At 49.6% G+C, this 24669-nt stretch carries 17 protein-coding genes and 1 pseudogene; 6 read left to right on the top strand and 12 right to left on the bottom strand.

The annotated features are described in order from the left end of the window. Positions 1-2: 2 nt before the first annotated feature. The 4 genes from AC1U9Z_RS04135 to AC1U9Z_RS04120 are packed head-to-tail and all read right to left on the bottom strand — an operon-like array spanning position 3 to position 2196. Positions 3-524, bottom strand: a complete 522-nt coding sequence (locus tag AC1U9Z_RS04135; protein WP_479955869.1) for a hypothetical protein — start codon at positions 522-524, stop codon at positions 3-5. Positions 525-536: 12 nt separating this feature from the next. Beyond that, positions 537-1031, bottom strand: a complete 495-nt coding sequence (locus AC1U9Z_RS04130) for a hypothetical protein (protein WP_479955867.1) — start codon at positions 1029-1031, stop codon at positions 537-539. A 4-nt stretch (positions 1032-1035) separates the two neighbouring features. Then, entirely contained in the window at positions 1036-1710 is a 675-nt protein-coding gene (locus AC1U9Z_RS04125) for a hypothetical protein (protein WP_479955865.1), read from the bottom strand. A 15-nt stretch (positions 1711-1725) separates the two neighbouring features. Further along, positions 1726-2196 (bottom strand): hypothetical protein, encoded by a 471-nt coding sequence (locus AC1U9Z_RS04120; RefSeq protein ID WP_479955863.1) that lies wholly within the window; start codon positions 2194-2196, stop codon positions 1726-1728. Between the two features lie 379 nt (positions 2197-2575). Between AC1U9Z_RS04120 and AC1U9Z_RS04115 the strand changes: the two genes are divergently transcribed. The 6 genes and pseudogenes from AC1U9Z_RS04115 to AC1U9Z_RS04090 all read left to right on the top strand — a co-directional run bounded on the left by AC1U9Z_RS04115 (position 2576) and on the right by AC1U9Z_RS04090 (position 7174). Beyond that, positions 2576-2902 carry an ArsR/SmtB family transcription factor gene (locus AC1U9Z_RS04115; protein WP_479955861.1) on the top strand — a complete coding sequence of 109 codons (327 nt, stop codon included), beginning with the start codon at positions 2576-2578 and terminating at the stop codon, positions 2900-2902. Beyond that, the gene (gene arsB / locus AC1U9Z_RS04110; RefSeq protein WP_479955859.1) at positions 2889-3938 is read left to right on the top strand and encodes an ACR3 family arsenite efflux transporter; all 1050 of its coding nucleotides are present in this window, start codon (positions 2889-2891) and stop codon (positions 3936-3938) included. Before AC1U9Z_RS04115 ends, arsB begins: the two co-directional genes overlap by 14 nt. Continuing rightward, a pseudogene (locus tag AC1U9Z_RS04105) lies at positions 3935-4627 on the top strand (DUF2703 domain-containing protein); the annotation flags it as partial. The gene arsB and the pseudogene AC1U9Z_RS04105, both read left to right, overlap by 4 nt. A 36-nt stretch (positions 4628-4663) precedes the next feature. After that, a complete protein-coding gene (gene arsD / locus AC1U9Z_RS04100) occupies positions 4664-5038 on the top strand; it encodes an arsenite efflux transporter metallochaperone ArsD (RefSeq protein WP_479955941.1) in 375 nt (124 codons plus the stop codon). Then, positions 5038-6774, top strand: coding sequence for an arsenical pump-driving ATPase (gene arsA / locus AC1U9Z_RS04095; RefSeq protein WP_479955857.1), 1737 nt, complete (start codon positions 5038-5040; stop codon positions 6772-6774). The genes arsD and arsA overlap by 1 nt, the downstream gene beginning before the upstream one ends. Before the next feature lie 13 nt (positions 6775-6787). Further along, positions 6788-7174, top strand: coding sequence for an arsenate reductase ArsC (locus AC1U9Z_RS04090; protein ID WP_479955855.1), 387 nt, complete (start codon positions 6788-6790; stop codon positions 7172-7174). Between the two features lie 79 nt (positions 7175-7253). Here the strand turns inward: AC1U9Z_RS04090 and AC1U9Z_RS04085 are convergent, their stop codons facing one another. From AC1U9Z_RS04085 to AC1U9Z_RS04050, 8 genes are all read right to left on the bottom strand, one after another. Then, positions 7254-8279: a DUF3991 domain-containing protein gene (locus AC1U9Z_RS04085; protein ID WP_479955853.1), complete on the bottom strand. Its 1026-nt coding sequence runs from the start codon at positions 8277-8279 to the stop codon at positions 7254-7256. Between the two features lie 43 nt (positions 8280-8322). Further along, a complete protein-coding gene (locus tag AC1U9Z_RS04080; RefSeq protein WP_479955851.1) occupies positions 8323-8877 on the bottom strand; it encodes a hypothetical protein in 555 nt (184 codons plus the stop codon). A gap of 1 nt (position 8878) precedes the next feature. Then, positions 8879-9562: a DUF3846 domain-containing protein gene (locus AC1U9Z_RS04075; protein ID WP_479955849.1), complete on the bottom strand. Its 684-nt coding sequence runs from the start codon at positions 9560-9562 to the stop codon at positions 8879-8881. Between the two features lie 73 nt (positions 9563-9635). Beyond that, complete coding sequence (locus AC1U9Z_RS04070; RefSeq protein WP_479955847.1) at positions 9636-13709, bottom strand: S-layer homology domain-containing protein; 4074 nt, start codon at positions 13707-13709, stop codon at positions 9636-9638. Continuing rightward, positions 13706-15085 carry a hypothetical protein gene (locus AC1U9Z_RS04065; RefSeq protein ID WP_479955845.1) on the bottom strand — a complete coding sequence of 460 codons (1380 nt, stop codon included), beginning with the start codon at positions 15083-15085 and terminating at the stop codon, positions 13706-13708. The genes AC1U9Z_RS04070 and AC1U9Z_RS04065 overlap by 4 nt, the downstream gene beginning before the upstream one ends. Continuing rightward, the gene (locus tag AC1U9Z_RS04060) at positions 15075-15746 is read right to left on the bottom strand and encodes a hypothetical protein (RefSeq protein ID WP_479955843.1); all 672 of its coding nucleotides are present in this window, start codon (positions 15744-15746) and stop codon (positions 15075-15077) included. The genes AC1U9Z_RS04065 and AC1U9Z_RS04060 overlap by 11 nt, the downstream gene beginning before the upstream one ends. An 11-nt stretch (positions 15747-15757) precedes the next feature. Continuing rightward, positions 15758-23656 (bottom strand): DUF6908 domain-containing protein, encoded by a 7899-nt coding sequence (locus AC1U9Z_RS04055; RefSeq protein ID WP_479955841.1) that lies wholly within the window; start codon positions 23654-23656, stop codon positions 15758-15760. Continuing rightward, positions 23653-24669 carry a ParB N-terminal domain-containing protein gene (locus AC1U9Z_RS04050; RefSeq protein ID WP_479955839.1) on the bottom strand — a complete coding sequence of 339 codons (1017 nt, stop codon included), beginning with the start codon at positions 24667-24669 and terminating at the stop codon, positions 23653-23655. The genes AC1U9Z_RS04055 and AC1U9Z_RS04050 overlap by 4 nt, the downstream gene beginning before the upstream one ends.

Genomic DNA, 24669 nt, shown 5'->3' with positions numbered 1-24669 from the left:
CGTCAGCGTTCCCATTCATCCTCGCCGGACTCCAGCATCCGATTTACCTCCCTAATATTGCGGTCGTCCTCCGCAGCCTCCGCTTCGCATACAGTGCGGTAATTCTCCATCGTGGAGTGGTAGCGCCTGCTTTCCTCCAAAATAAATTTCATGCCCCCTGCGGTGCTGGGCGGCAGAGTTTCATAGGGCTTGTAAAACGCATAGCGGTTAAAACCGGCTTGCGGGTCGGGACCCTGCATATCCAGAAATTCCTCATACCCAAAGGGGCAGACACGGTTTACCTCCTGACAGGCAAGGTTCACGCCGGAGAGAGTGTCGCCGTCCCGGAGGTTGGCAAGAATGAATGCTCCAATCCGTTCACCGGCTGCCAGCTTTACCTCAACCTGTTCCGTGCCATGGGCTAAAATCTCCGAAGCCGGGGAACGGATTCCGATACTGCCCAAATGCTCCGCCAGCTCATAAGCTCCGCAGGGCAGCTCCACCACCAGCGTGCCGCCCTGATAACGGATAACTCCTGTAATCAAAATAAATTCACCTTACCTTTCCGGCTCTGTGGCCTCATCCTGCATTATGTCCGCAATCATGGCTTTTTGGAGCCGCTCAAATCTCTGCTGAATACGCTTGCTTTGCTGATAATGGCTGTCATCCAGCTTAATTCCTATTTGTCCGTCCTGCCCCGGTTCTAAAATAACCTGAACCTCTCCGGTGGCAATGTAAAAGGAATTGCACACCATTTCCATGTAGGGATAGCCCAGCCGTGAAATTTCAAAGGGAGTAGCCTTGCAAGGGCTGTTGTAGGAAAACAGGTTGTGGGCAATGTCAACGACAAAGCGTGTGCGCTCGTCAAAGTCACGGACCGCCCGTTTCATGCCGGTGAAACCAATGCCATCCACGTTCACAAATCTGCGGGCGGTTTCGTAAAGCTCCGGGTCATAGGACAGCAGATAAAAAGCCGCATGATAAGCAGGGTCGAGGTTGTCAGCCCGCTTTGTCAATGCGGTAAGTTCTTTATATCGGTTTGCCTGTGTCATGTGCTTAATACTCCTGTTCTGCTTCATAATAGAAGCTGATAAAATCGCTTAGAATGGAATCAACACCATATTCCTCGTCCAACTCCTCCGTGTACTGCTCGATGATGGCAAGTTCGTCCTCGTCAGGATATTCACTTTCCCCGGTTCCCACAGAGTAGAAATACACGCTGGCATTTACCTCCGAATCGGTGGTGCCCTCCATAAGCTCCTGAAAATGGTCATCTGACTCCAAACGGTCACGGTCGCAGATACCCGGTGTCAGAAAACAGGTATAGCCGAAATCTGTGCGAACCTCCACCACAGAATAAATCAGACTGCGGCAGTCAAGTTCCAGCCTTTCAAGTTCTGCCTTGGCCTTTGCCCCTGTAATTTCCTCATAAGCGGCAGCCGCTTCGGGAAACTTCGCAAGGGAAACCGGCTCTGTGATCTGCATATCCTCGTAGGTCTGCACAAAGCCGTATTTTATCTTGTCAAAATTGACCTCATCATTCTTAAAGTCCTTTTGAAAACAGTTCCACGCTTCCTCGCCGCCAAAGCCGCTGCATTCCATATCCCCGGCTTTGATTTTGGCGGCAAGCATGGCGTAAAGCATGGTTTCATCGGTGGTAACGCCTAATGTACGCATACTGTCTGTGCCTGCCCATGCGTCGCAGGCCGACAGGATATAAATGTTCGTCATGTTCCTTTCCTCCCATCACAGCTTATCCGCAAGGCGGCGCAGATTGTCCGTGTCCTGTAAAAAGCTGTTGATTTGAAAATCCTTTTTCTGCATATAGTCAACGCCCAACGTGACGGCCTCATTCAGCATTTGGTCAAACTGATCCTCCGTACCCTCATGGGCAATGTTCATTAAAACCTTGATGAGCAGGAAAAAGGCAGCGGCATCAACCTTGCCTGACTTCATGTGCATTTTGGCAATGCGGTTTGTCTGCTGCTCCACAACCGCCTTGATGTCCTCAAGGTGGTAAACCGCCATCAGCTCCTGCCGGATAATTCTTGCGATGAAATCAATGTCCTGACTATATCCCTCAATGGACAGCCCTTTTTCGACAAACTGACGGACCAACTCTGAGGTCGTAGTGTTGTTCTTGGCTGCGAGGGTATCTAATGCTTTTAAGGTTTCGGGCGAAAAATTGATAGACCGTTTCAGGCTTTTTTCAGGCATCACAGCCTCCTTTCCACGGTGTTCCGTTTAGAACACCTCTATATGGTGGGGAACCCCGTTACAGGCTTTGCCTGTAAGCTGTTTTCTTGGCGGGTGGAACCCGCCTATTCCTGCCTTAATACCAAAATCTAAGATTTTGGTATTAAGTAGCCCCTGCCGAAAACGGCAGGGGCATGGGTCGCTTCGCTCCCGAAAAAGAGCGAAAAGAAAGTGGCTCCCATGTGGTTTCTGTTAAACAACATGGTAAAGTTATTTTAATTTGAACTACCCTATTGCCACCTTTCTTATTTCATTAAAATAAAATTCCTCGATACATTGACATTCATCTATGTGTTGGCATATAATACATATAGACTATTATCTATGTGAGGTGATTTAATTGAGCAATAAATACGCTGAAAATGTTAGGTTGTTTAAAGCCCTTGCAGACATGAACCGGCTTATGATCGTGGATATGCTATCCTGTGGTGAACTTTGTGCCTGCAAAATTTTGGAAAAGTTCCATATTACACAACCGACCCTTTCTCACCACATGAAAATCCTTTGCGATTGCGGCTTGGTAAGTGGGCGTAAAGAGGGTAAGTGGATGTACTACTCGCTGAACAGTGAAAAGGTGCAGGACTTCAAAAACTTTTTATGCGCCATTACCATCGACAAAGAGGACTGCATTTGTAAGGAAGGAGAGTGTAATTGTGGGAAAAAATAAGCAAAATCAAGGTATCGGCTTTTTTGAGAGGTATCTAACGGTATGGGTGCTACTTTGCATGGCGGTGGGTATTCTAATCGGCAAGTTTTTACCTGCCATCCCCTCACTCTTAGGTCGGTTTGAGTATGCACAGGTGTCCATTCCGATTGCCATTTTAATATGGCTGATGATTTTTCCCATGATGCTAAAGGTGGATTTTAAGAGCATTAAGAACGTGGGGAAAAATCCAAAAGGACTTTTTGTAACGTGGGTGACAAACTGGCTGATTAAGCCCTTTACCATGTTCGGTATTGCAAGCCTATTTTTCTTCGTGATATTCAAAACGCTCATTCCTGCGGACTTGGCAAAGGACTATCTGGCCGGGGCCATCCTGCTTGGAGCTGCTCCCTGTACGGCGATGGTATTTGTGTGGAGCCATTTGACAAAGGGCGATCCTGCTTACACGGTAGTACAGGTTGCAACCAATGACCTCATTATCCTCCCTGCCTTTGCGCCAATCGTGGCTTTCCTGCTTGGCGTAGGAGGCGTTTCCATCCCGTGGGATACGCTTTTGTTATCGGTGGTGCTGTTTGTTGTCGTTCCCCTTGCGGCGGGTATTATCACGAGGACACAGCTTATCAAACACAAAGGCGAGGATTACTTTAATCATACATTCCTGCCGAAATGGAACAACATAACTGTTGCGGGTCTACTTTTGACGCTGATCCTTATTTTCTCGTTTCAGGGTAATGTCATTTTGGAAAACCCGCTGCACATCGTCTTGATTGCTGTGCCGCTAATTATTCAGACCTTCCTAATTTTCTTTATCGCATACTTGGCAAGCAAGGCGCTCAAGCTGCCGCATAACATCGCCGCCCCTGCCGGAATGATTGGTGCATCAAACTTCTTTGAGCTTGCTGTTGCGGTTGCCATCGCCCTGTTTGGCGCACAGTCTCCTGTGGCATTGGCTACCATTGTCGGCGTACTGACCGAAGTGCCAGTAATGCTAATCCTCGTTAAGATTGCAAATAACACGAAAAGGTGGTTTACAGCATGAAGCAGCTTGCCATTGATTTTCTTTACCTCGATTTAAATACCTGTGAGCGGTGTATGGCAACGGATGAAACGCTCAAACAGGCGCTTGGAGTTCTATCGGGCGTGTTTGATACTCTTGGTCTTGAAGTTAAGGTTAATTCAGTCAATATTGTATCGAGGGAGCTTGCAGAGGAATACTGCTTTATAAGCTCCCCAACCATCCGTGTGAACGGCGTGGATATTTGCAGCGAACTTGTGGAAAGCAACTGCGCAGATTGTGGTGATCTTTGCGGTGATAACGTTGACTGCCGGGTGTTCGTCTACGAGGGGCAAAACTACGAACAGCCGCCCGTACCGATGATCGTGGACGGCATCTTAAAGGCCATCTACGGTGGGCAACCTCAAGTAACAGAAGCCTATACGCTGCCAGACAATCTCGAACGATTTTTTACAGGGAAAAGCGGTTGCTGTGATAGCGCCTGTTGCTGTGGTGATGCACCGTCAAACAGTAGTTTAGTGCATAATGAAAAAACAGAAGTATCGCAGGCGTACATTTGCTATTGTAATCACGTTACAGAGAATGACATCATCAATGCCATTCAGAACAAGGGAGCCAAAACTGTTGATGAAGTTATCAAACTGACAGGCGCAATGAAAGACAGCAACTGCGCCGTCAATAATCCCAAAGGTGTATGCTGTTATCCCGATATAGTAAAAATATTCAATCATTATAAGGAGAGTGCTCCCATGAAAACAATGTCTATTTACGAACCGGCCATGTGCTGTGAAACCGGCATCTGCGGTGTCGGAGTCGATCCCGAACTGCTTCGCATTTCCACCGTGTTCAATAATCTGCAAAAGAACGGCATTACCGCCGCTCGTTTCAACTTGAACAGCACCCCGCAAGCATTCATCAACAACACCGACATCAACAAGCTCATCATGGGTGATGGCGTGGAGTCCTTACCCGCCACGGTCGTTGACGGAAAAATTGTCAAGACGAAGGCGTACCCCACCAATGCGGAAATCGCAGCATGGCTGGAAATCCCGGTTTCCTATCTGGAGGCGACTGAAACGAAAAAAGCAGATGGCGGGTGCTGCTGTTCGGAGGGCTGCTGCTAATGAAACAATTTGATTTGCAACATCTTAACCTCACAAAATATCTGTTCTATACCGGCAAGGGCGGCGTTGGGAAAACCTCTATCGCCTGCGCCACCGCCGTTACGCTTGCCGACAATGGGAAAAAGGTGCTGCTTGTCAGCACCGATCCCGCTTCCAACTTGCAGGATGTGTTCAGCACCGAACTGGATGGTAAAGGTGTGCCGATTGCGGAAGTACCGGGGCTTGTGGTTGCCAATCTCGACCCGATACAGGCAGCGGCGCAGTACAGGGAAAGTGTTGTTGCGCCCTATCGTGGGAAACTGCCGGAATCAGTTATTGTCAACATGGAGGAACAGCTTTCCGGCTCCTGTACGGTGGAAATTGCCGCTTTCAATGAGTTTACGAACTTCATTACGGACGAAACGTCCGCAAAGGAATATGACCACATCATCTTTGATACCGCCCCTACCGGCCACACCCTGCGGATGCTACAACTGCCGAGCGCATGGAGTAATTTTATCAGCGAGAGCACACATGGGGCGTCTTGCCTGGGGCAACTTTCCGGCCTCGAAGATAAAAAGGGAATGTATAAACAAGCGGTCGCTACTTTGGCGGATGGTAAATTGACAACCCTTGTCCTTGTATCCCGGCCCGAAAGCTCTCCGCTCAAAGAAGCAGAGCGGGCTTCAAAAGAACTTGCCGACTTGGGCGTTCACAATCAGCTTTTGATTATCAACGGCGTGCTTTCGGCCTTTGATGATGGTATATCCGAAAGCCTGTACGAAAAGCAGCAAAAGGCGCTTGCCGATATGCCTGCCGAACTGAAGGACACGGCCACCTATTTTGTGCCGCTGCGCGCCTATAACATCACCGGCATGGAAAATGTCCGCAATCTGCTCCAAAAAGACAGCTTTGCCATGAGCGGTGAAATCCTGCATACTGCCGACGTTCCGACGCTCCGCAAGGTCATTGACGATTTGGACACAAGTGGCAAAAAGGTGATTTTCACCATGGGCAAGGGCGGCGTTGGTAAAACGACGATTGCCGCCGCTATCGCTCTCGGCCTATCGGCCAAAGGGAAAAAAGTACATCTGACAACCACCGATCCCGCCGCCCACCTAAAGTTTGTCATGGACGAACAGAGCGGCATTACCATGAGCCATATTGATGAAAAAGAAGAACTCCGGCGTTATCAGGAAGAAGTGCTGAAAAAGGCGCGGGAAACCATGTCGGAAGATGATGTCGCCTATGTGGAGGAAGATTTACGCTCCCCCTGCACACAGGAAATTGCCGTGTTCCGCGCCTTTGCTGAGATTGTGGACCGAGCTGAAAACGAGGTTGTTGTCATTGACACCGCCCCCACGGGCCATACTCTGTTGCTGCTCGATTCCACGCAGAGCTATCACCGTGAGGTAAAGCGCACACAAGGGGATATCCCGGAAACGGTCAAAAAGCTGCTGCCCCGGCTTCGCAATACCGATGAAACGGCGGTTATTATCGTGACCCTTGCCGAGACCACGCCTGTTTTTGAAGCCATGCGGTTAGAGGAAGATTTGAAACGGGCCGAAATTGCAACAAAATGGTGGGTTATCAATTCATCCCTGTACGCCACCGAAACGAGCAATCAGCTTTTGAAAGCCAAAGCAAGCCATGAAATCGAATGGATCAACAAGGTGGATGAACTGTCCCACGGCCATTTTGCGGTTATTAGTTGGAGTGCCGAGGACATACGGGGCGAAAAGTTGCTTGAACTTTGAGGAAGGACTGAATATGAAAAAAGTTGCGTTTATCTGTGTTCACAATTCCTGCCGTTCTCAAATCGCAGAAGCCCTTTGCAAGCATTTTGCAGGTAATATATTTGAGTGTTATTCAGCCGGAACGGAAACAAAGCCGCAGATCAATCAAGATGCTGTGCGCCTCGTAAAAGAACTTTATGGGATTGATATGGAAAAGACGCAGTATTCTAAACTGCTGTCCGACATCCCATCCGTAGATATTGTTGTTACAATGGGCTGCAATGTGGAGTGTCCTTTTCTGCCTTGCAAACACCGAGAGGATTGGGGCCTTGATGATCCGACAGGAAAGAGCGATGAGGAATTTATGCGGGTCATAAAAGCCATTGAAGCAAAGGTAAAAGAATTAACAAGACTCGCATGATGAGCACAATTTGAGTATCAATAATAAAAAGCGGAAAATACCTGCATGATATTTTCCGCTTTAGCCTGTTTCGATACTCTTACCGTTCCGGCTCCGATTCCAGCTCTAACGGCTGTATATGGTCAGCGGTTTTTTGAAAAGCAAGGAGATCAAGATTAAAATCCTTGTTTACGGGTGTTTGAATAAAGGTTTTATACCCCAAGTCCGCAAAAGTTTCAGCGGAAATCTCTGCCTGCACCTGTCCGTGATTATGGGGTGTACCATCACTCAGTTTGCCGTCCATATCGTTGTCATAGCAGAAAACAATTTCAGTAATCTCAGTATGGTGCTGAAGGTAACGGTACAGCGCCTTATCCGACAGACAGCCTTCCGCTACACGGTGATCCTGCCGCCAGTCAATCCCATGGAGTTTGCACAGGGTAGCATGACTCATAGCGTCAATGGGCGCTTCAAAACTATAAACACGGTTAGAATGCCCCTCCATGCAAAAGCCGTAGGTCTTATCCGAGTTCTCCACATCCTGCCGAAAGCTGCTGTCTGCGCTGGGCGCCCGTAAAGCACAATAGCGTGCTTTTCCGGTTTCGTCGTAGCCGACAAAGGCACAGTTATGAAAAGCGTAGGTGCGGCCGTCCTTTTTGGCTTCCGTTCTGGCACCATAAACCTTTCCCGCATTTATCATGGCATAGACGATTTCCTTGTCAATGCCACGGGTTTTGGTCAGATAGGCAATGGTGCGATTGAAATCCTTGTCCTTGGGCGGCAGCACCAAATCGCCCTTGGGCTTCTTTTCACTTTGGGGAATATAATGTTCGGTCATTTCATAGGCACGGCAACCCAAAATCATTTCCACGGCGCCTTTGAAGTCCTGCCCGAAATAATCCTTTACAAAGTCGATGATATTGCCCTTTTTTTCACTGGTGAAGCAATAATATCCCCGCCCATGATTGAAAAGATAAAGACCGCCGCTGTTTTTTACATGAACGGAGTGGCGGTCGCCCTTTTCAATCTGAAAGCCGTGCTGTACGGCAAAATCAATAATGTTCGTATCAAAGACCTGCTTCATCTGCCCCTCGGTAAATGGCATAGGCTTCGACTGTGTTCTCAAATTGATTCACCTCCAATCGAAAACCGCCCTGCAAGCAGAGCGGTCAGCGTTCCATGTCCATATCCGTTTTTTCCTTGCCCAAAAGCTCTGCTGTATGCTCCTGAAAGGTTTGCAGAATCTCCTTGATACCCTCCGGCAGCCTACCCTTGGAAATATGAATGTCGCCGAGAATATCCGCTGTATAGCAATAGTCATAGGGCAAATACCTTGCGGTGATTTCACCGGCGAGGGCCTTCGGCAAGTCGTTATGTCCTTGTAAAACCACACCATATTTGCAGAGAAATTCTGTTTGACAATGCTCCCCGGAGGATGAGAGGTCTATGCCCAACAGCGCAAGGGCGATTTCTCCGGTTTTCTTTCCCTGTACCACGCCGGGAACCACTGCATAGTTCTCCTGCATATCGCCATAACCGCAAACAAGCTGGGCATCTCCATACTGCTCCAGCATAGCCGTATGCAGGCGGTTCAAAACCCCTTTTGCATACGCTTTTTCCTCTGTCCGGTAGGAACGGTCAAGCTCGTTGTAGTCAATAAACGGCAGGATATGTGCGTTTATATAGGCACTATAGCTGTACAGCTTACTTTGATTTTTTTCCATGTTATCTCTCCATTCCGTCGTTGCCGTCCTGCAAAAGCCCAAGCATACGCATGACATCCTCGATGCTGTCGCTTGCGGAGGGCATAGTCTTGATTTCACACTCTGCATGATGGGCTTCCGCATCGGTGTAGTGTTCCGGCTCCCGAAAGCGCTCGGTGTAGTAGCGGAGCTGCTCATCGTTCAGAGAAAGGTCATTTCCGTTTCCATCTCCAGCGCAGATGAAAAATGTGCCACAGATAATATCTCCATGGTCAAGGCGGCGGTTTCCGGGCATACCAATCAGCTTGCCCTCCTCATTGCAGTAAAGGCAGCAACCCAGCTCCGGCAAGGGAACAAATTCAATACAGCCGTCCACCAGCCTCTGCATAGTCCGATAATCGTTCTCTATCTGCTGGGCATAAGGGGCCTTTCCCGGTTCTACCACCAGCACACGGATTTTATTGTCCTCCATCTGCTGTTCAGGCTGGATAATATGAAACTGATCCTCATTTGGTATAAGCGCAAGTGAACGCCCATTCTGCCATGCCATGTGTAGCTGGCCCTGGTCATCAATGTGCTTCACCACGCCCTGCAAACCATCAGGCATATCACGCCCTCCTTCCATGTGGTCAAGCTGGATGCGTGTGCCGGGCGGATATTTCTTTTTAATTTGCTCTACCTGATATGGTTTCAAAAATCCCTGCATTGCGACCTCCTGTTCCAAGAAAAAATATCGGGGCATCACCATGACTGGCGATGCCCCGAAGCAAATGTATTACTTATTCAAAGTGGTATTCCACCGTATAGGTGATATTGGATTTGTTGTACATACACGAGTGATTTGTATAATAATAAAATTCCAGTTTGGAATATACACCGGAGGTCAAGTTTCGGCTGAAGGATATGCCGTTGCTGGTTGTTCCGTAGTCCAGCTGATCCCACGCACCGGTTCTCACATTGTAACCACGCACTCTACCATAGTCCTGCCCACTGTGACCGGACACAGGAGGTACATTAAAAGTATAATTTGCAATAGTCGCCCCCTCGATCCCGTTCTCGTTGATGGTGGAATCGGGACCGGTCAACATCATGCCACCGCTGCCGTTTGCATCCATGACAAAGAAAACAATAGCTGCCCATGGCGATTCTGCACCAGTGCTATCAACGGCTTTCACTCTTACAGTGTTTTTTCCAAGGGGGTAGGTAGCCGTCTGTGATGGTCTGCCCTCCCAAACATAGGTGATACTATCTCCGTCCGGGTCAACACTGCTTGCGGTGATGGTAACAGGCGTTCCCGGCACCACGCTGTTGCCGCCCGGTGTCCTCGTAATCTCAGGGCGGGTCGGCGCAGAGTTGGCAACGGTAAATGTAACTACCGCCCAATCGGAAACACCGCCATAATTGTCTTTCGCCCTTACCTTGACGGTATGCGTACCAACAGGGTAATAGCGATCAGCGGTCATGTTCTGATACTCATAGGCAACAGTATCACCGTCCGGGTCGGTGCTGCTTACGGAGAAATTCACAAGGAAACTTCCACCCTTGGCTGTTCTCGTCACGCTGGCAGAAAAAGCAGGCTTGCCAGGTGCGGTATTGGCGACAGTAAAGGTTGCCGATGTCCAATCAGAAATACCGCCAAAGCTGTCTTTCGCTCTTACTTTGACGGTATGCGTTCCAAGGGGGTAATAATTGTCGGCGGTCTTACCCTCAAACTCATAAATAATCGTATCCCCGTCCGGGTCGGTGCTGGCGGCGGTGAGATTCACCAAGAATTTGCCGTCTGCGTATGTCCTTGTCACACCAGCGGTTAGGGTCGGTTTGCTGGGTGCGGTATTGGTAATCGTGATAGTTTGGGTGCAGGCAAACACTCTGTCCAGTTCATCCGTGATGGATGCGGTGAGCTGATAGCTTCCTGCTGTATCCACATGAACCGTGCCGCCGCCATTTCCCAGCGTCCCCTTAAAGAAGTCGGAAACTGCCACGGCTGCGCCATCCTTCGTTACCGTCCATACAATGCTCTTGCCGTTCAGGTTGACGGAGCTGCTCATGTTGACAACAAAGTTTTGCCCTGTATGAATTGCCGCTGGCATAGAGAAATCGCAGTTGTAAAGGGGGAAAATACCGATCTGGCTGCTGGCAGTAAACATCCTGCCCAGCGCATCTGTCATGGTTGCGGTCAGACGGTATTCACCATTCTCTGTAAAGCGGATTTTACCGCCCTGTGCATTGAGAGAGCCGCTGACAGCCTGCTCCGAAGGAATGACCGTACCGTTTTTCATCAGTGACCATTCCACCGGCAGCACATTGTTGTTTCCCCTCGTTCTGACCTCAATCTGTGTATCGGTATGCCCAGTGGCAGGAAGTTCAAAGGAGAGGGAAAGCACCGGCAAGACTTCGCATCTTCCGCTATTAAAGTGGAATACCCGTCCTGTGGAGTCTGTCACCCGTGCCTGCAAATCATATACTCCCGCACGTTTGAAGTGGATGGAGCCGCCCTGATTGCTGAGTTGGCCGTCGATGTAGACCGCCCAATCCTGAAAGCCATAGGTATTGTCAACATACCATACCGCCGCCAGTCCCTCCATATCGGTGAGGGCAGTATCAACCGTCACCATGTCATCGATGTGGACAGCGGCAGGCAGACTGAAAGCAATGCCGGGGATTGGGTAAACCTTGACAGTCTTGCTGTCCTCAAAAGTCCTCCCGGCCTCATCGGTTACGGCTGCGGTCACGGTATAGCTGCCTTTTTCTGAAAAGTGGATAGAACCGCCCTTGTCGGTCAACTCCTGCTCAGGCTGTACCGGCACATTGTCTTTTGCCATGCTCCAAGCCACAGGCAGGGAACCGGCGTTTGACAGCTTGACAGAAGCCGTTGCCACCTTATCCGTGTGGGTTTCCTTGGTGAGTTCCATTGCAACCGTGATGACAGGATATACTTTTACAGGGGCGGTATAGGTAAAGCTGCGGCCGGTGCTGTCGGTAACGGCCGCCTGTAAAACATATTCGCCAACCTCGTAAAAACGGATTTTACCGCCGTCATTGATGAGAGTTCCGTCAAAGCCGTCCTCCAGCGTGATAGGCTTGCCGTCCTTTGTCAAACTCCACTCCGCAGTCAAACCCTCTGTTTCCTGAAAGCTGGTCTTGACCTCTACGGCCGTATCGGTGTGGGTCTGAGGGGGAATATAAAAACCTGTTTCCGCAACAGGATAAATCACAGTGCTGGCCTCATGGCTGTATTCTCGTCCGAGGGCATCAATCAGGGTAGCTTTCAGCGTATAGGCGCCTTTCTGCTTAAACCGGATCGTGCCGCCCTCATTGGTCAGGCTGCCCTCCAGCACCGATGCAAGAGGTGTGATTTCACCGTTATAAAGCACCGTCCATTCAGCAGTCATGTCCTGCAATTCGGAGGATAGCACCTTTACTTCAACAGGCTTGTCGGTGTGGGTAGTGGCAGGAAGTCCAAATGAAAAAGCCACCACAGGATAGATTTTAATATCCGCGTTCCCACTGAATGCCCTGCCAGACTTATCGGTAGCTGTGGCGGTCAGGCTGTAATCTCCTTTGTCGAGGAAACGCACTGTTCCGCCCGAATTGTCCAGCTTACCTTCCATACCATCGGCCAGGGGGATTTCTTTGCCCTCCTTGGTCATAGTCCATACAAGCGTGAGATTTCCCAGCTCCTTTGTGTTCACAGTAACCGTGACAGGGGTATCAGTGTGAGCGGCGGCTGGAGTCTGTACGCCGATTTCGACAATGGGATAAACCTCCACATCAGCCTTTCCTGAAAACTCCCGGCTGGTTTCATCGTAGGCGGTAGCTTGCAGAGTGTAGCTGCCTTTATCTTTGATTTGAATAGAGCCGCCATCATTGGTAAGGGAGCCTGTTACGGCCTCCTGCCATTTCACTTCGCTGCCATCCTTGTAAATATGCCAGTTTAATTGCTGCTTTACGTTATCGGAAAGCGTGGTTTTTACCACGAAGGACTGATCCGTATGTGCGGCTTCATCCGCCTCTATCTTGATGTCAAAGGTAGGATAAATGGTAATTGCCTTGGTAAAGGTATAGGCTCGGTTGCCATGATTTTTAGCGGTAGCAGTCAAAACATACTGCCCCGGCTTGGTAATGGTGATTTTTCCGCCATTTTTATCAAGTGTTCCTTTCAGAAAATCTCCTTGTGAGGTATCTTTTCCTTCCTCGGCAACAGTCCAATCCAGCGACTTCACGTTGCGCAGCGTGGTCTTTACCTCAAACTCCATATCAGCGTGGCTATACTCAGGAATGAGGATTTCTACCACAGCGGCGGGATAGCTGGTACTGCCACCGCCCGAACCGCCACCGTCAGGCTTGTCGGGCTTACTTGGCTTTTCCTCCTGTTTCGGCGGCTCGGTAGGCTTTGTCGGCTTCACAGGCTCACTCGGCTTGGGTGTGGGAGTAGCAGGCGGCACGGTAGGCTTGGGGGTTGGAGTAGCCGGTGGCATGGTAGGGTCGGCAGGCTTTACCGGCTTGGGCGATACTGGCGGTTTCTCTGTAGGTTTTGCAGGGGAAGGCTTATTCTTTCCCTGCTCTGTATCTTTGCCACTGTTCCCGGTTTCCTCTGGCTTGCTATCCGTGGTTTCCTGCGGAGGTGCATCATCAATTAGATTGTCGGAGTTTTGAGGGTCAATTTTCGGGATTACAATTTTATCGTCAGGGAGGGGAACCGGATTATCGGTGTCCGTCACAGCAGACTGCGGCTGGACTTTCTGCGAAAGCTGAATAGAACAGCTTACCAGCCCGATAATAAAAATAATCAGGGCGATGATGGAAAGCACCACCACCGCCCGTTTGGTTTTGGGGTTCATCTTCTTTTTCATTCTCTATCCTCCATTTCAATTTGATGTTCTTGCTCCAATGCAGATTCGTTTTCCGCTTTTGGCATGGCACACTCCGCTTTATGGATAATACTATCCAGCAGGGGAGCCTTTTTAGGATGATTCTCCATCCCTGCCTGTACCGCAAGTGAGCAGATTTCCCGCATTTCCTCATGGGAAAACAGCGGAGTGCAGTCCTGCTTGAAATATTGCAGGGTGTCCCGTTCCTCTGCTGTCATGCCGAACAATGCGCCCCTGTAATGGCGTTCCTGATAATTTTCCCGGTCGGCAATCAACTCCTTGGAGCTATCCGGGGAAAGGGCATAGCAGGCAAGACCGTTTTTCACCGCCTTTTCCGCATCCAAAGGACCGGTCAGAACCACATCGTCAACGGTATAGCCATAATCATGGAGCCGGTCACGATCCAGCCGTTTTACATAGTCATCAATTTCCATCGACTCTGTGGCATCCCAAAACAGTCCATGTGCCTGAATAACGGCACGGGCAAACTGATCCGGGTTTTCCACCTGAAATGCAATCCGTTCCACCGTGCCGTAACGCTGGGCAATGGATTGATAATTTTCGTCATACTCCCGATAGGAAAAGGTGCGCAGACCGTTGGGGTTCTTGAACACTACCTCTACGGCAGCCGGTTCAAAGGAATGGGTGCAGAGATAATCCAGGTGCTTCTGATAATCTATCTCCACAATATCGCCCATAACTTTTTCATCCCGCATACCTTTCAGTTCAATCCAAAAGGTTTTAACGTGTTCGCTCCTATTCCCGGCACCGTAGAAATTCCATGTGTTATGCGCATTGGTTCTGCGGATATAGACCTCCGGCTCCGCAAAGCACCATGTCCCGCCGCCCCTGCTCATCCAGAGGAAATGCCGTTCAGCATTGCGGTCAGCAGCAGCCGCCCGCAGTTTTTCTACATCATACTGGAAGTCCGTTTGGTAGTAGTCAGTGTTATGCTCCACAATCTTTTGCAGGGTTTCCAGCACATCTACATTCTCAAAATGGGCGTTCCCATATAAATGGTATCCCTGACCCTTGAGCACCTCACGCAACTCTGCCATGATTTCTTCTCTGGAGCCACGGACGGAGCAGCCGTTATGCCGGTTTCTGTCTGCAAAATTTTCACCCATATCAACCCGAAACAGTCGCAAGCCCTTACTTTGGGGGAGAACAAAGTTGCATACCGATTCCGGCTGGTAATCGACAGAACGAATTTCCTCAAACACTCGGCGCATATCGCCCTCCACAATAGGCGTATTTTGCCTGATTTGCCCGATTTGGTCACGGGGCAGCGTGAACGTCCAAAGCGAATAATCGTCAGGACCATATTTTGTAATGGTGTTGATTTGGCTATATTCCATGTTCGTCCTCCTGTTCCGGCGCGGCTTCTTGCACCATACTCTGCTGGGGCAGATTGCTTTCCAGTTTTTCTATGACGGCCTGCAATTCCTTTTCGCTTTCAAAAGTCAGATCATCGTCATGCCGTCCACGGAATACGCAGGAGACATATAAAACCGCCATCTCATCCTCTGAGAAAAGCTGGTTTTCGTCAAGCAGACCGGAACGCACGGTAAAATCCCCCAGCGCCCCCTGATAATTGGTTTCATAGTAATGTCCGAGGGTCACTCCGGTGCGGTCATAGTCGTACTGCCATGTGACAAAGCGGATTTCATTGTCCTTGGACTGCTTGGCGGCAAGAAGATGATTTCCAAACTCTGAAATCAGCCGAAAGTCACGAACCCCTTCACAATCAAGCGGTTTTGCATTCAGGTATAAATCATAACGCTCTTTTAGGTCTAACAGCAGATTGTGCAGTTCCTTGCGTTCCGTCACAAAAGGACTGTCCCGCCTGAAACGCATGGCGCCGGACTTTTCAAATTTGCAGATTTCTTCCTGATCCCGAAAAGCAGACAAAAGAAGCTGCGGGTCATGTTCCGCAGCTTCTTCACGAACAGAATACCCTAAGACTGATGCCTTTTTCTTGAAAAGCTCGGCCAGTTCCGGTGAAATATCGTGTTTCAAAAAAATCCCTCCTATCTTTCAAATTCGCCTTCATCTTCATTTTCCGATGAATATACGGATACCTTTTCAGGCTCAAACCCCTGCTCCTTGATGTTGGTAAACCACTGTGACATGAAATCCTTTAAATCACGCACCCTTGACGGCGGTACATTGTCCGTATCATAAAAAAGCCCTATATCGTCCTGTAAGAACGATGTAGGGTGAATGGAACAGGTCTGTTTGTCAATGGTGAAGGTAATCTCAGGGTCACGCATGGAATCACCATTTTGTCTGTAATAATGGGCGATACTGTACTCATTACCGCCTATGGCTTCCAGCACCAAATCCTCAAAGCCTTCGCTTTTGAGCTTCATGTAATAGGCTTCTCCCTCAAGGATGGGACCTGCGAAAACAGCCAGTTTCTGATACAGCCGCTGTTCCAGCGTGAGGTGTGCAGAGGGGGGAGCCGTTCTGATTGGTGCATCTGCTTCCTCGTCCGGCTCATAATTCATAACATTCTCATTGTCCTCGTCCGGCTCTAAAACAGGATCAGGGGTATCCTTAAATTCTAAGGCAAGGTCAAGCTCAACCTTTTTCCGCTGTAACTGCACCAATTTTTCTTCACTGGTAAAGGGCTTTTCACTCTCCAGCTTTGCCGCCTCAAGCTGGCGGTGCAAATCCGCATGCTCGTTCTTGGCGACTTCCAATTCTGATGCAATGCGTTCCGCAAGGTTCTCGATGCGGGTGATGTTTCCCAGCTCCGACTCACCCAACTCTGTGGTATAAGTGCATTTGCCACAGAGCTGGATGCCAATACCATCTCCCATACGGCGTACCAGCCGGACCGGAAAGCCTGCATAGCTGCCCATATCAAGAGTGTCCCCGGTGCTTCGCCCCAGCTTGCGGGAACGGACCATGAAGTGTTCGGCAGCCTTGGTTCGCTCATCATGGAGCCTGCCGTCAATGGTCATTTGGAACTCGGACGGTTTGTTTCCTGTATAGTGGGCAAGGTCAGCTTCCATCCCTGCTATTTTACGCTCGGTTGCGGCAATCTGGCTCGGATAGTGTTTTCCGATTTTGTACTGAAGGTCATTGCGCTGGCTCTGCCATGCGGATTTCAGCACCGTCAGGCGGCTGATCTCGTTATCCGTTTCCATCTTCTCCTTAATTCTTGGGTCGGAAGTCGCAAGGGCCTTAAACTCAGCATACTGGAGCATAGTGCTGTCCACATCCTCACAGGTTCTGAGGGTAGAGCGACCGGTCATAATCTGACTGATATACCGCTGTTTCTGCTCTAAAATCTGCCACAGGTACGCATCAAAGGTATTCTCTGTGATGTAGTTGAAGATAGAAATTTCCTCGTTGTCATTGCCCTGACGGAGAATGCGGCCATTGCGCTGAATGAGATCAGAGGGGCGCCACGGCACATCGAGATGATGGAGCGCCACCAGCTTATTTTGAACATTCATGCCGGTTCCCATCTTCCCGGTGCTGCCCATTAAGATGCGGATTTCACCGGTTCGCACCTTTTCAAAAAGCTGCTCCCGCTGTACGTCCGTCTTGGCATCGTGGATAAAGGCGATTTCCTCCGGCTTTACCCCCTGTGCAATCAGCACCGCCTTGGTAGCCTCGTAAAAATTGAAGCTGCCGTCACCCTTGGGCGTGCCTTGGTCGCAGAAAATAAGCTGAGTCAAGCGGTTCTCAGCGGTTTCATGGTAGATTTCAGCCGCTTTCCGTGCGCAGACATTGAGTTTTGTATTGGGGTCATCCGGTAAATCCGGGTCAATGGCTCTCGGATCAGTGGACAGCAGGCGAGCCTCCAGCGTGAGCTTCAGGAAATTATCCTCTGAGCTATCCACTTGGCCGTTGCGTATTTTCTCCGCCCGTTCTCCCAACTCCATTACAAGGCGTTTCTGCTCCGGGGTACATTCCGTTTTGATAACCTGTGAACCGCCGGTTTTCAGCTTTGGAGTAGGCAAGTCCAGCATATCAGCGGTTTTGATGTCTGCAATCATGTGGAACATGGCCATCAGCTCAGGCAAGTTGTGAAACCTTGCAAAACGGTTCTTCATCTGGTAGCCGTTACCCTCCGGCTTGATTTCCAAGGAGGACTCCACCACACCAAAGGTACTCGCCCATGCGTCAAACATCAGCAGACCACGCTTTTCCAGCTCCCATGGCTGCAAAGTCTTTTGCAGAACATACAGCTCCGCCATCGTGTTGGAGATGGGAGTACCGGTCAGGTAAATCACACCTTTGCCATTGTTCAGATCATTGATGTACTGGCATTTCTGGTGCATATCCATGGCGCGCTGGCTGCTGACCCCGGTAACTCCGGCCACATTCCGCATTTTCGTATAGGAGAAATTGTTTTTATAGGCATGGGCTTCATCCACAATCAGGGCGTCTACACCCAATTCCTCAAAATTGATAACACCGTCTTTTTTCTCTGAATTAAACAGCCTGTCATAGCGAAACTGGAGGTTGGACTTGAAAATCTGCATCTGTTTAAGCGTCCAGTCTTTGCCGTCACGGGCTTTTACCTCCGCTATTGCCGCTGTGATAGCCGCCATTTCCGATTCCATAGCCGCAAGCTGGCGTTCTCTGGATAAGCCAATCAGTTCAAAGCTGCTATGCCCCATGATGATGGCGTCATGCTCTCCGGTGGCAATCCTGCTGACAAAGCGGCGGCGGTTCTTTCGCTCAAAATCCTTTTTCTCTGCCACCAAAATATTGGCGTTGGGGTACATCTTCATATAGTGAGCTGCCCATTCGCCAACAAGATGATTTGGTACGGCATACAGGGGCTTGTGGACTGCTCCCAGCCGTTTCATTTCGTAGCCAAGGCCGACAGCGGCGTATGTTTTCCCAGCACCAACTTCGTGTGCCATCAGCAGATTGCCGTCACTGTAAAGCCCATGGGCAATGACATCACTCTGATGCTTGCGCAGCTTGATGCCCTCCGCCATATCCGGCATGAGCAGGGTGTCACCGCTGTATTCACGGGGGCGGATGTTATTGAAACGGTCATTGTAGAGCTTTGTCAGGCTTGCCCCACGTTCCGGGTCGGCAAACAGCCAGCTTTCAAAAGCCATCTTGATTTCTGCCTGCCTTTCACGGGCCAAGATGGTTTCCTTTTTGTTGAGAACGTATTTCTTTTTTTCCTCCCCGGTATTCGGGTCAATATAATCAACCGGGTCTTTGACCTCCACCGGTCGAAGGTTGAGTGTGGTTTCCAGTATTTCGTAAGCGTTGAGCCGTTCCGTGCCGTAAGACTGGTTGACCGTTACGGAATTGCTTTCCGCACTTTTATTGGAAATATAATAGGCACCGCTGTATTTGGAAAATTCAAGAGAAATGCTAAAGCGGCCATCTTGAAGGCTGGGTGCGGTCTGAAAGGTATCATACATGAATTGCTGGTAAATCTCCGGGGGAATCCATGTGGAGCCAAGGGTGAAGCTGATGTCCTGCGGAGTCAGGGGAACCGGCTGCACCAGCTTCAATGCCTCTGCATTTCGGCTGAACCGTTCCGGTTCTTCCTCCGCTTTCAAGATTGCCGTCACCAGCTTATCCTTGACATAGCCGCTTAGATACTCGTCAACGGTTTTCCAGCCGGTGTGCGGGTTGCCGGTGTAATCATCGGGGTCTTGATAAATCTTATCACCCAGCTCGTCAATAATTTCCTCCGGTGTAGCCTTACGGTGATCAGGGTACTGATAGAGCCAGGACATATAGGCAAGGTCAACCTTGCCCTTCACATTGAGGGATACCATCAGGGCTTCTTCCGCTGAAAACACCGCTTTAGGCATGACCTTGGGTTTGATGGTCGCTTTGTAGAAGATAGCAGTCTTTTCCCATACATCCTTTTGGTCTTTCTTTTCCGCCTCAATGGAACGAAGCAAAGGGGCATTGGAATCCCTTGAAAATGCAATCACATTGGCATAGGAATTGAGATAGCCCTGCTTTTTGACAAAGCCATCATAAACATGGTTGAGATGGGCGATATGCTCCTGAAGCTGCTTTTCATATTCCATGGTGGGCAATTCATGGAGATCCGCATACTCGCTGTTCTGAAATTCAATTAGGCTGCGGATGGCTGCCGTAACCTCCACCATGCCACGAATACGCTCGGCTTTCCGGCCGGTGATATTTTGCTTATACATCCGAGAATTTTCACGGTAGTATAGCTCACCATCTACCAGCCCATAGCTGAAATTGCGCACATTGGGATCAGCAGGAATGGATTCGGGCAGCACTTCCTTTTCGCCCTCATATTCGGAGGTAGCCTCAGTATATTCGCCGTCCAGATAGGAAATCGCGCGCTCCAGCCGTTCATTCAAGTCCTCTCCGTCTATCGGGTGGCAGGCGGTGGTCTTTTCGTTGCCGAACATGGACTCGTCAAACACCATCTCACCCAACAGCATTTCCGGGTGGTCGATAAAATAGGTGTTCATAGGAACGCCGTTTTCGTCTTGCTCTAAAGACAGCCAAGGACTGCTTTCCTCGTCCGGCACGATTTCCCGTTCCCGCTTTTTCAGAAAAAGAATGTCTGTGGTAGCCTCGGTTCCGGCAACCTGTTTGAACGCATTGTTTGGCAGACGGACTGCGCCAATCAGCTCGGCTTTTCCGGCAATGTAACGGCGCATACTGGAATTTGCCTTATCCATCGTAAACTTGGAGGTAATGAGCGCCATCATGCCGCCCGGACGGACCTTATCCAGTGACTTGGCAATAAAGTAATCGTGAATATGGAAATTGTGTTTATTGTAGCGGGGGTCATCCACCTTGATGGAGTTAAACGGCACGTTGCCCACCATCATATCGAAAAAATGGTCAGGGAAAGCAGTCTTTTCAAAGCCCATCACCTGAATATCCGCATTGGGATAAAGTTGTTTTGCGATCTGTCCGGGGATGGGGTCAATTTCACAGCCGTAGAGTTTGGAGGACTCCATGCTGTCCGGCAATACGGAAAAGAAGTTGCCCGTACCAAGGGCGGGGTCTAAGATGTTGCCGCCCTGAAATCCCATACGCTCCAGTCCTTTATAGATATGGCTGACGATGCTCTGCTCCGTGTAATAGGAGGTCAGGGTGCTTTTTTGTGCTGCCTGCAATTCTTCATCTGTCAGCAGCGATTTGATTTCTGCGTACTCTGTTTCCCAGCCGTTTTTATCCGGGGTCAGCGCATTCGCAAGCCCACCCCAGCCGACAAACCGGGCAAGGGTGATCTGTTCCTCCGCTGTTGCCGGGCGCCCTTGTTCTTGCAGCTCCTTTAGAAGCCGAATGGCTGCAATGTTGTTTTTGAATTTGGTTTTCGGACCGCCATCGTAAAGATGATGGTCGTGGGAATAGCGGTAATTGAAACCCTCGCCCCAAGCACGAGCATGGAAATCATCCATAATGGTACGGTTGTACTCATCATTGGACTGGTTGACAAGGGCGGTGGCTTGGATGGCCGCCTTTGTTTCCTCTGAAAAGTCGCTACTTTGGACACTTTCTACCACCATGGTAGCAATCTCGTCATTTGTGTAATGGTCTTTGAGCGGCTTGCAATCCGCAATAGCAGAAAGTGGCACACGCTCGGTAGTTTTTAGGCCGTTGAGGTTTTTAAGCTGTGCAATATCTCCCATTTCCACCGTGCGCCCATCGTGCATGAATTTCACGATTTCAAACACACGGTCATTATAATAGATGCGGTCGCCCTCCTGAAACGGTAGTTGCACCGGTTCAATGGAGTTCCCATCAATCATGCCGTCGTTGCTGTCCTCGGCGGTGTCCTCATAGCTGTCCTGCATAGCGGGGGTTATATCAAACAAGTTAAGCTGCCTGTCGGGAGTTTCTTGCTCTAACACTTCGGGGGCTGGCAAGTACACCGCCTGCCCCTCGGCTTCCAGCTCCGTTTTATCTTTTTCTGTCAGGTAGCGGTCTTGGCGGATCAGGTCAGAGATACCGCTTTCCGCCTGATTCCATGAAAGGACTTCATGCAGTTCCAACGAACCAAGCCGATAATCAATCGCCAGCCCCTTGGGGGTAGATTCCAAATGCCATTGGTCGCCATTGGGGGATTTGCTGTAACAGCCATAGGAATTGTATTCCTTCCTAATAAACGACATACGATCCTTCTTGGCAGGCATGGACAGCATAACTTGAAAAATTCGTTGCCTGCCGCCTTGTGTGCCGCTGCCATGCTGAAGGTATTCGTCAATGATTTTTTGTCTATCCGTTTCAAGCAACTCGGTAGACGCAAGCGGTTCATCAGGACTATTTTCGTCCTCGTCTGTAATGCCCTGCATTTCCTCCTGTTCATCGGGGATAGCATAATCGTCAATCACGGTGTCTGCGGAGCTAAACGGATATGCCCCGGTCAGAATCAAGCGGTCAATCCGGCTGACGAGCGTGCCATAGTCCTCGGTAAATTGCTGATTCCCGATTTCAAAAGTCAGCCCATCATCGCCTGCGGTGAGATATAAATATTCTCCGGTTTCCGTGATGTAGTCAGTATCCAGCTTGCCATAAAAGGCTTTCAGAATTTTGGCTTTCGTAGTCTGCTTGTGTCCGCCCTCAAAGAATTTATGGATTTCCGCTGTCCATTCCCTTGTATCAGGGGTAATATCATCAGCACACAGCACCACATCAATGAGGTCGGAGATTTCTTCCTCATCCAGTGCAGGAACCTGTTCAGGGGCTTCCTGCACCGAAACAGGTTCAGGAGGTTTCGATGTAGGCGGGATAGAAAAAAAGCCGCCCACAGACGGCTGTTTACCATCTGAGGGCGGCTCTACGCTTGGGGTTATCGGAGGTGCAGTACCAATTCGCTGATCACGATTTCCTCCGCTGTGTCGTTTATCATGCCCATGTGGGCGGCTCTCTCCATCGTGTCCTCGGTGTCCGGCATCGGCTGTGCGGTCAGAAGCTCCTGTATCAGCCGTTCCTTGCGGCTCTCGGCTTCCTCGTCCACTTTCAAAATCATCTCGTTGATTTTGCCCTGTGCCACCAACTCCGACAGGCGGTGCGGGTGGTTCTCCAGCATGAAGTTCTTCCACAGGTTCCCGAATCTGCCCACCGGTGTCCAGTCGATTTTCTCGTTCTCCGAGATTTGCAGTTCGGGGTAGAGCAGACCGTCCTCGCCCTTCCGGTAATTGAGGTTCATTAACGGTTCGGTTCTCATAAATTTGGCTCCTTTCGATTTTAATTTGCTGGATTTCCTGATGGATTTCTCTCAGGATGGGTCTTGCAAGGGAAACCGTACAGTTTCCCATAGTCATAAACAGCTCCATGCTGTTAAAGTGGCTGATGTTCTCAAAGGTGTGTTCATCAAACATCTCGGTGGAAAGCCCACATTTGCAGAACACGGTATAAGCTACGCTGTCGGTGACAAGTTCCATAAATTCCGCTTTTACCGCTTCAATAGGAGCATCGTAAAGTACGCTGGTTTCGTCACACACCTTAAAGTTTTCCATGTACTGCGACAAAACCTGACGAACCCGTTGCTGTACCAGCTTATACAGGCACATTTCGATGCTGGAGGTTGGGGTATTGTACTTTTCGTGAAATCTCGCCAACACGCTGGGTTTATACTGATCCTCCATCTCCCACAGGTAACTCATAACCTTTTTGAAGCTCTGCTCACTGCCGTTGGTGTCCATGAAATCAAACAGATGCTTCAAACTTGCTGTGGGGTTTGTCATGTCGATGACCGCAATGCCTTTTGCGCCTGCATTGATATTTCGGTCAATTCGCTTATCATGCCATTCGTCAAAGGTGGCAAGCTGGGTTGCATCAGGCCGCTGTGCGTAAACGAGTACCGCATTATCAAAGGAACGCTTGTAATACCTCGCCACACAGGACAGCAGACCTTTCCACTCCACAGGGTTTTTCGTGTATTCCTGTACCGATTTTTTATATAGGTCGGCAAGAATGGTCGCCTTGCTCAAGCTGTCACCTCCGATTCCTGATTTTCAAAGTACAGGGCCAAAGCCTTATCAATGACTTCCTCAATTTCCTTTGGGGTCTGCTGTGCGGTAAAATACTTAGAAATGACCGCAGGCTTGATTTTAACCGGCTGTGGCTTGCTGCTTTTGGGTTTGCGGGTTTTTTCCCCTGAAATAATTTGCACAATGGCGGTATCAGTTAGCTTGCCAGCTTTATAGTAGCTGTGGAACAACTCCGCCTTTTTCGTATCTACCTTATAGTTGTCGGACTCCATGAGGTCAGCAATTTTCTGCTGTTGAGCACCGTCCTCTACAAAGGAGAGGTCATAGGCGGCAAGAAAGGCAATCTCACCGCTATCCACACGGAAAATAAGAGGTTCAATAAGGTTTGAAATACGGATGTATTTCGCCACCTTGTCCCGTGAAAGACCGTAATTCTGTCCGAGTTTTTCATCTGATCTCAACTTCGTCTGAACCTCAGACGAAGTTGAATTTTCCTCGGTATCATGCGGGTTCAAGAGCATTTCAATCTCTGCCAAAAGGTCATTTCTCTTACCTTGCGATTTCAGTGCTTCATAATGCTGTGCAAGACAGTAGGCACGTTCTGAATAGCTCATATCGCCAAAGGAACGCTGGCGCAGATTGGTTTCCGTTACGATCAGGACGGCATCTTCATAGGTCAGATTTTCCCTGATGATGACGGGGCCTTTCGTAAACCCGGCAAGCTGGGCGGCGTTTTTACGGTTATGTCCGCTGAGAATAATGTACCGTCCGTCCTCAGTGTACCACAGGATAATGGGGAGCAGAATACCAAACTGGCGAATACTGTCCACCATATCGTCAAGCTGCTGTCCCTCATAGAGTTTGAACCTGTGATTTGGAAAGGACTCCATCAAACTGAAATCCATATCCAAGATGCCACCCTGCACAGGAGCAGGGGCGGCATCTTGCTGGGGTTCTATACCCAGCATTTCATCAAAATCAATCAAAGAAACCTTGGGTTTTGGTATTGCCAT

The sequence above is a fragment of the Desulfotomaculum sp. genome (assembly GCF_982386235.1).
This window is presented reverse-complemented; position numbering and strand designations above follow the sequence as displayed.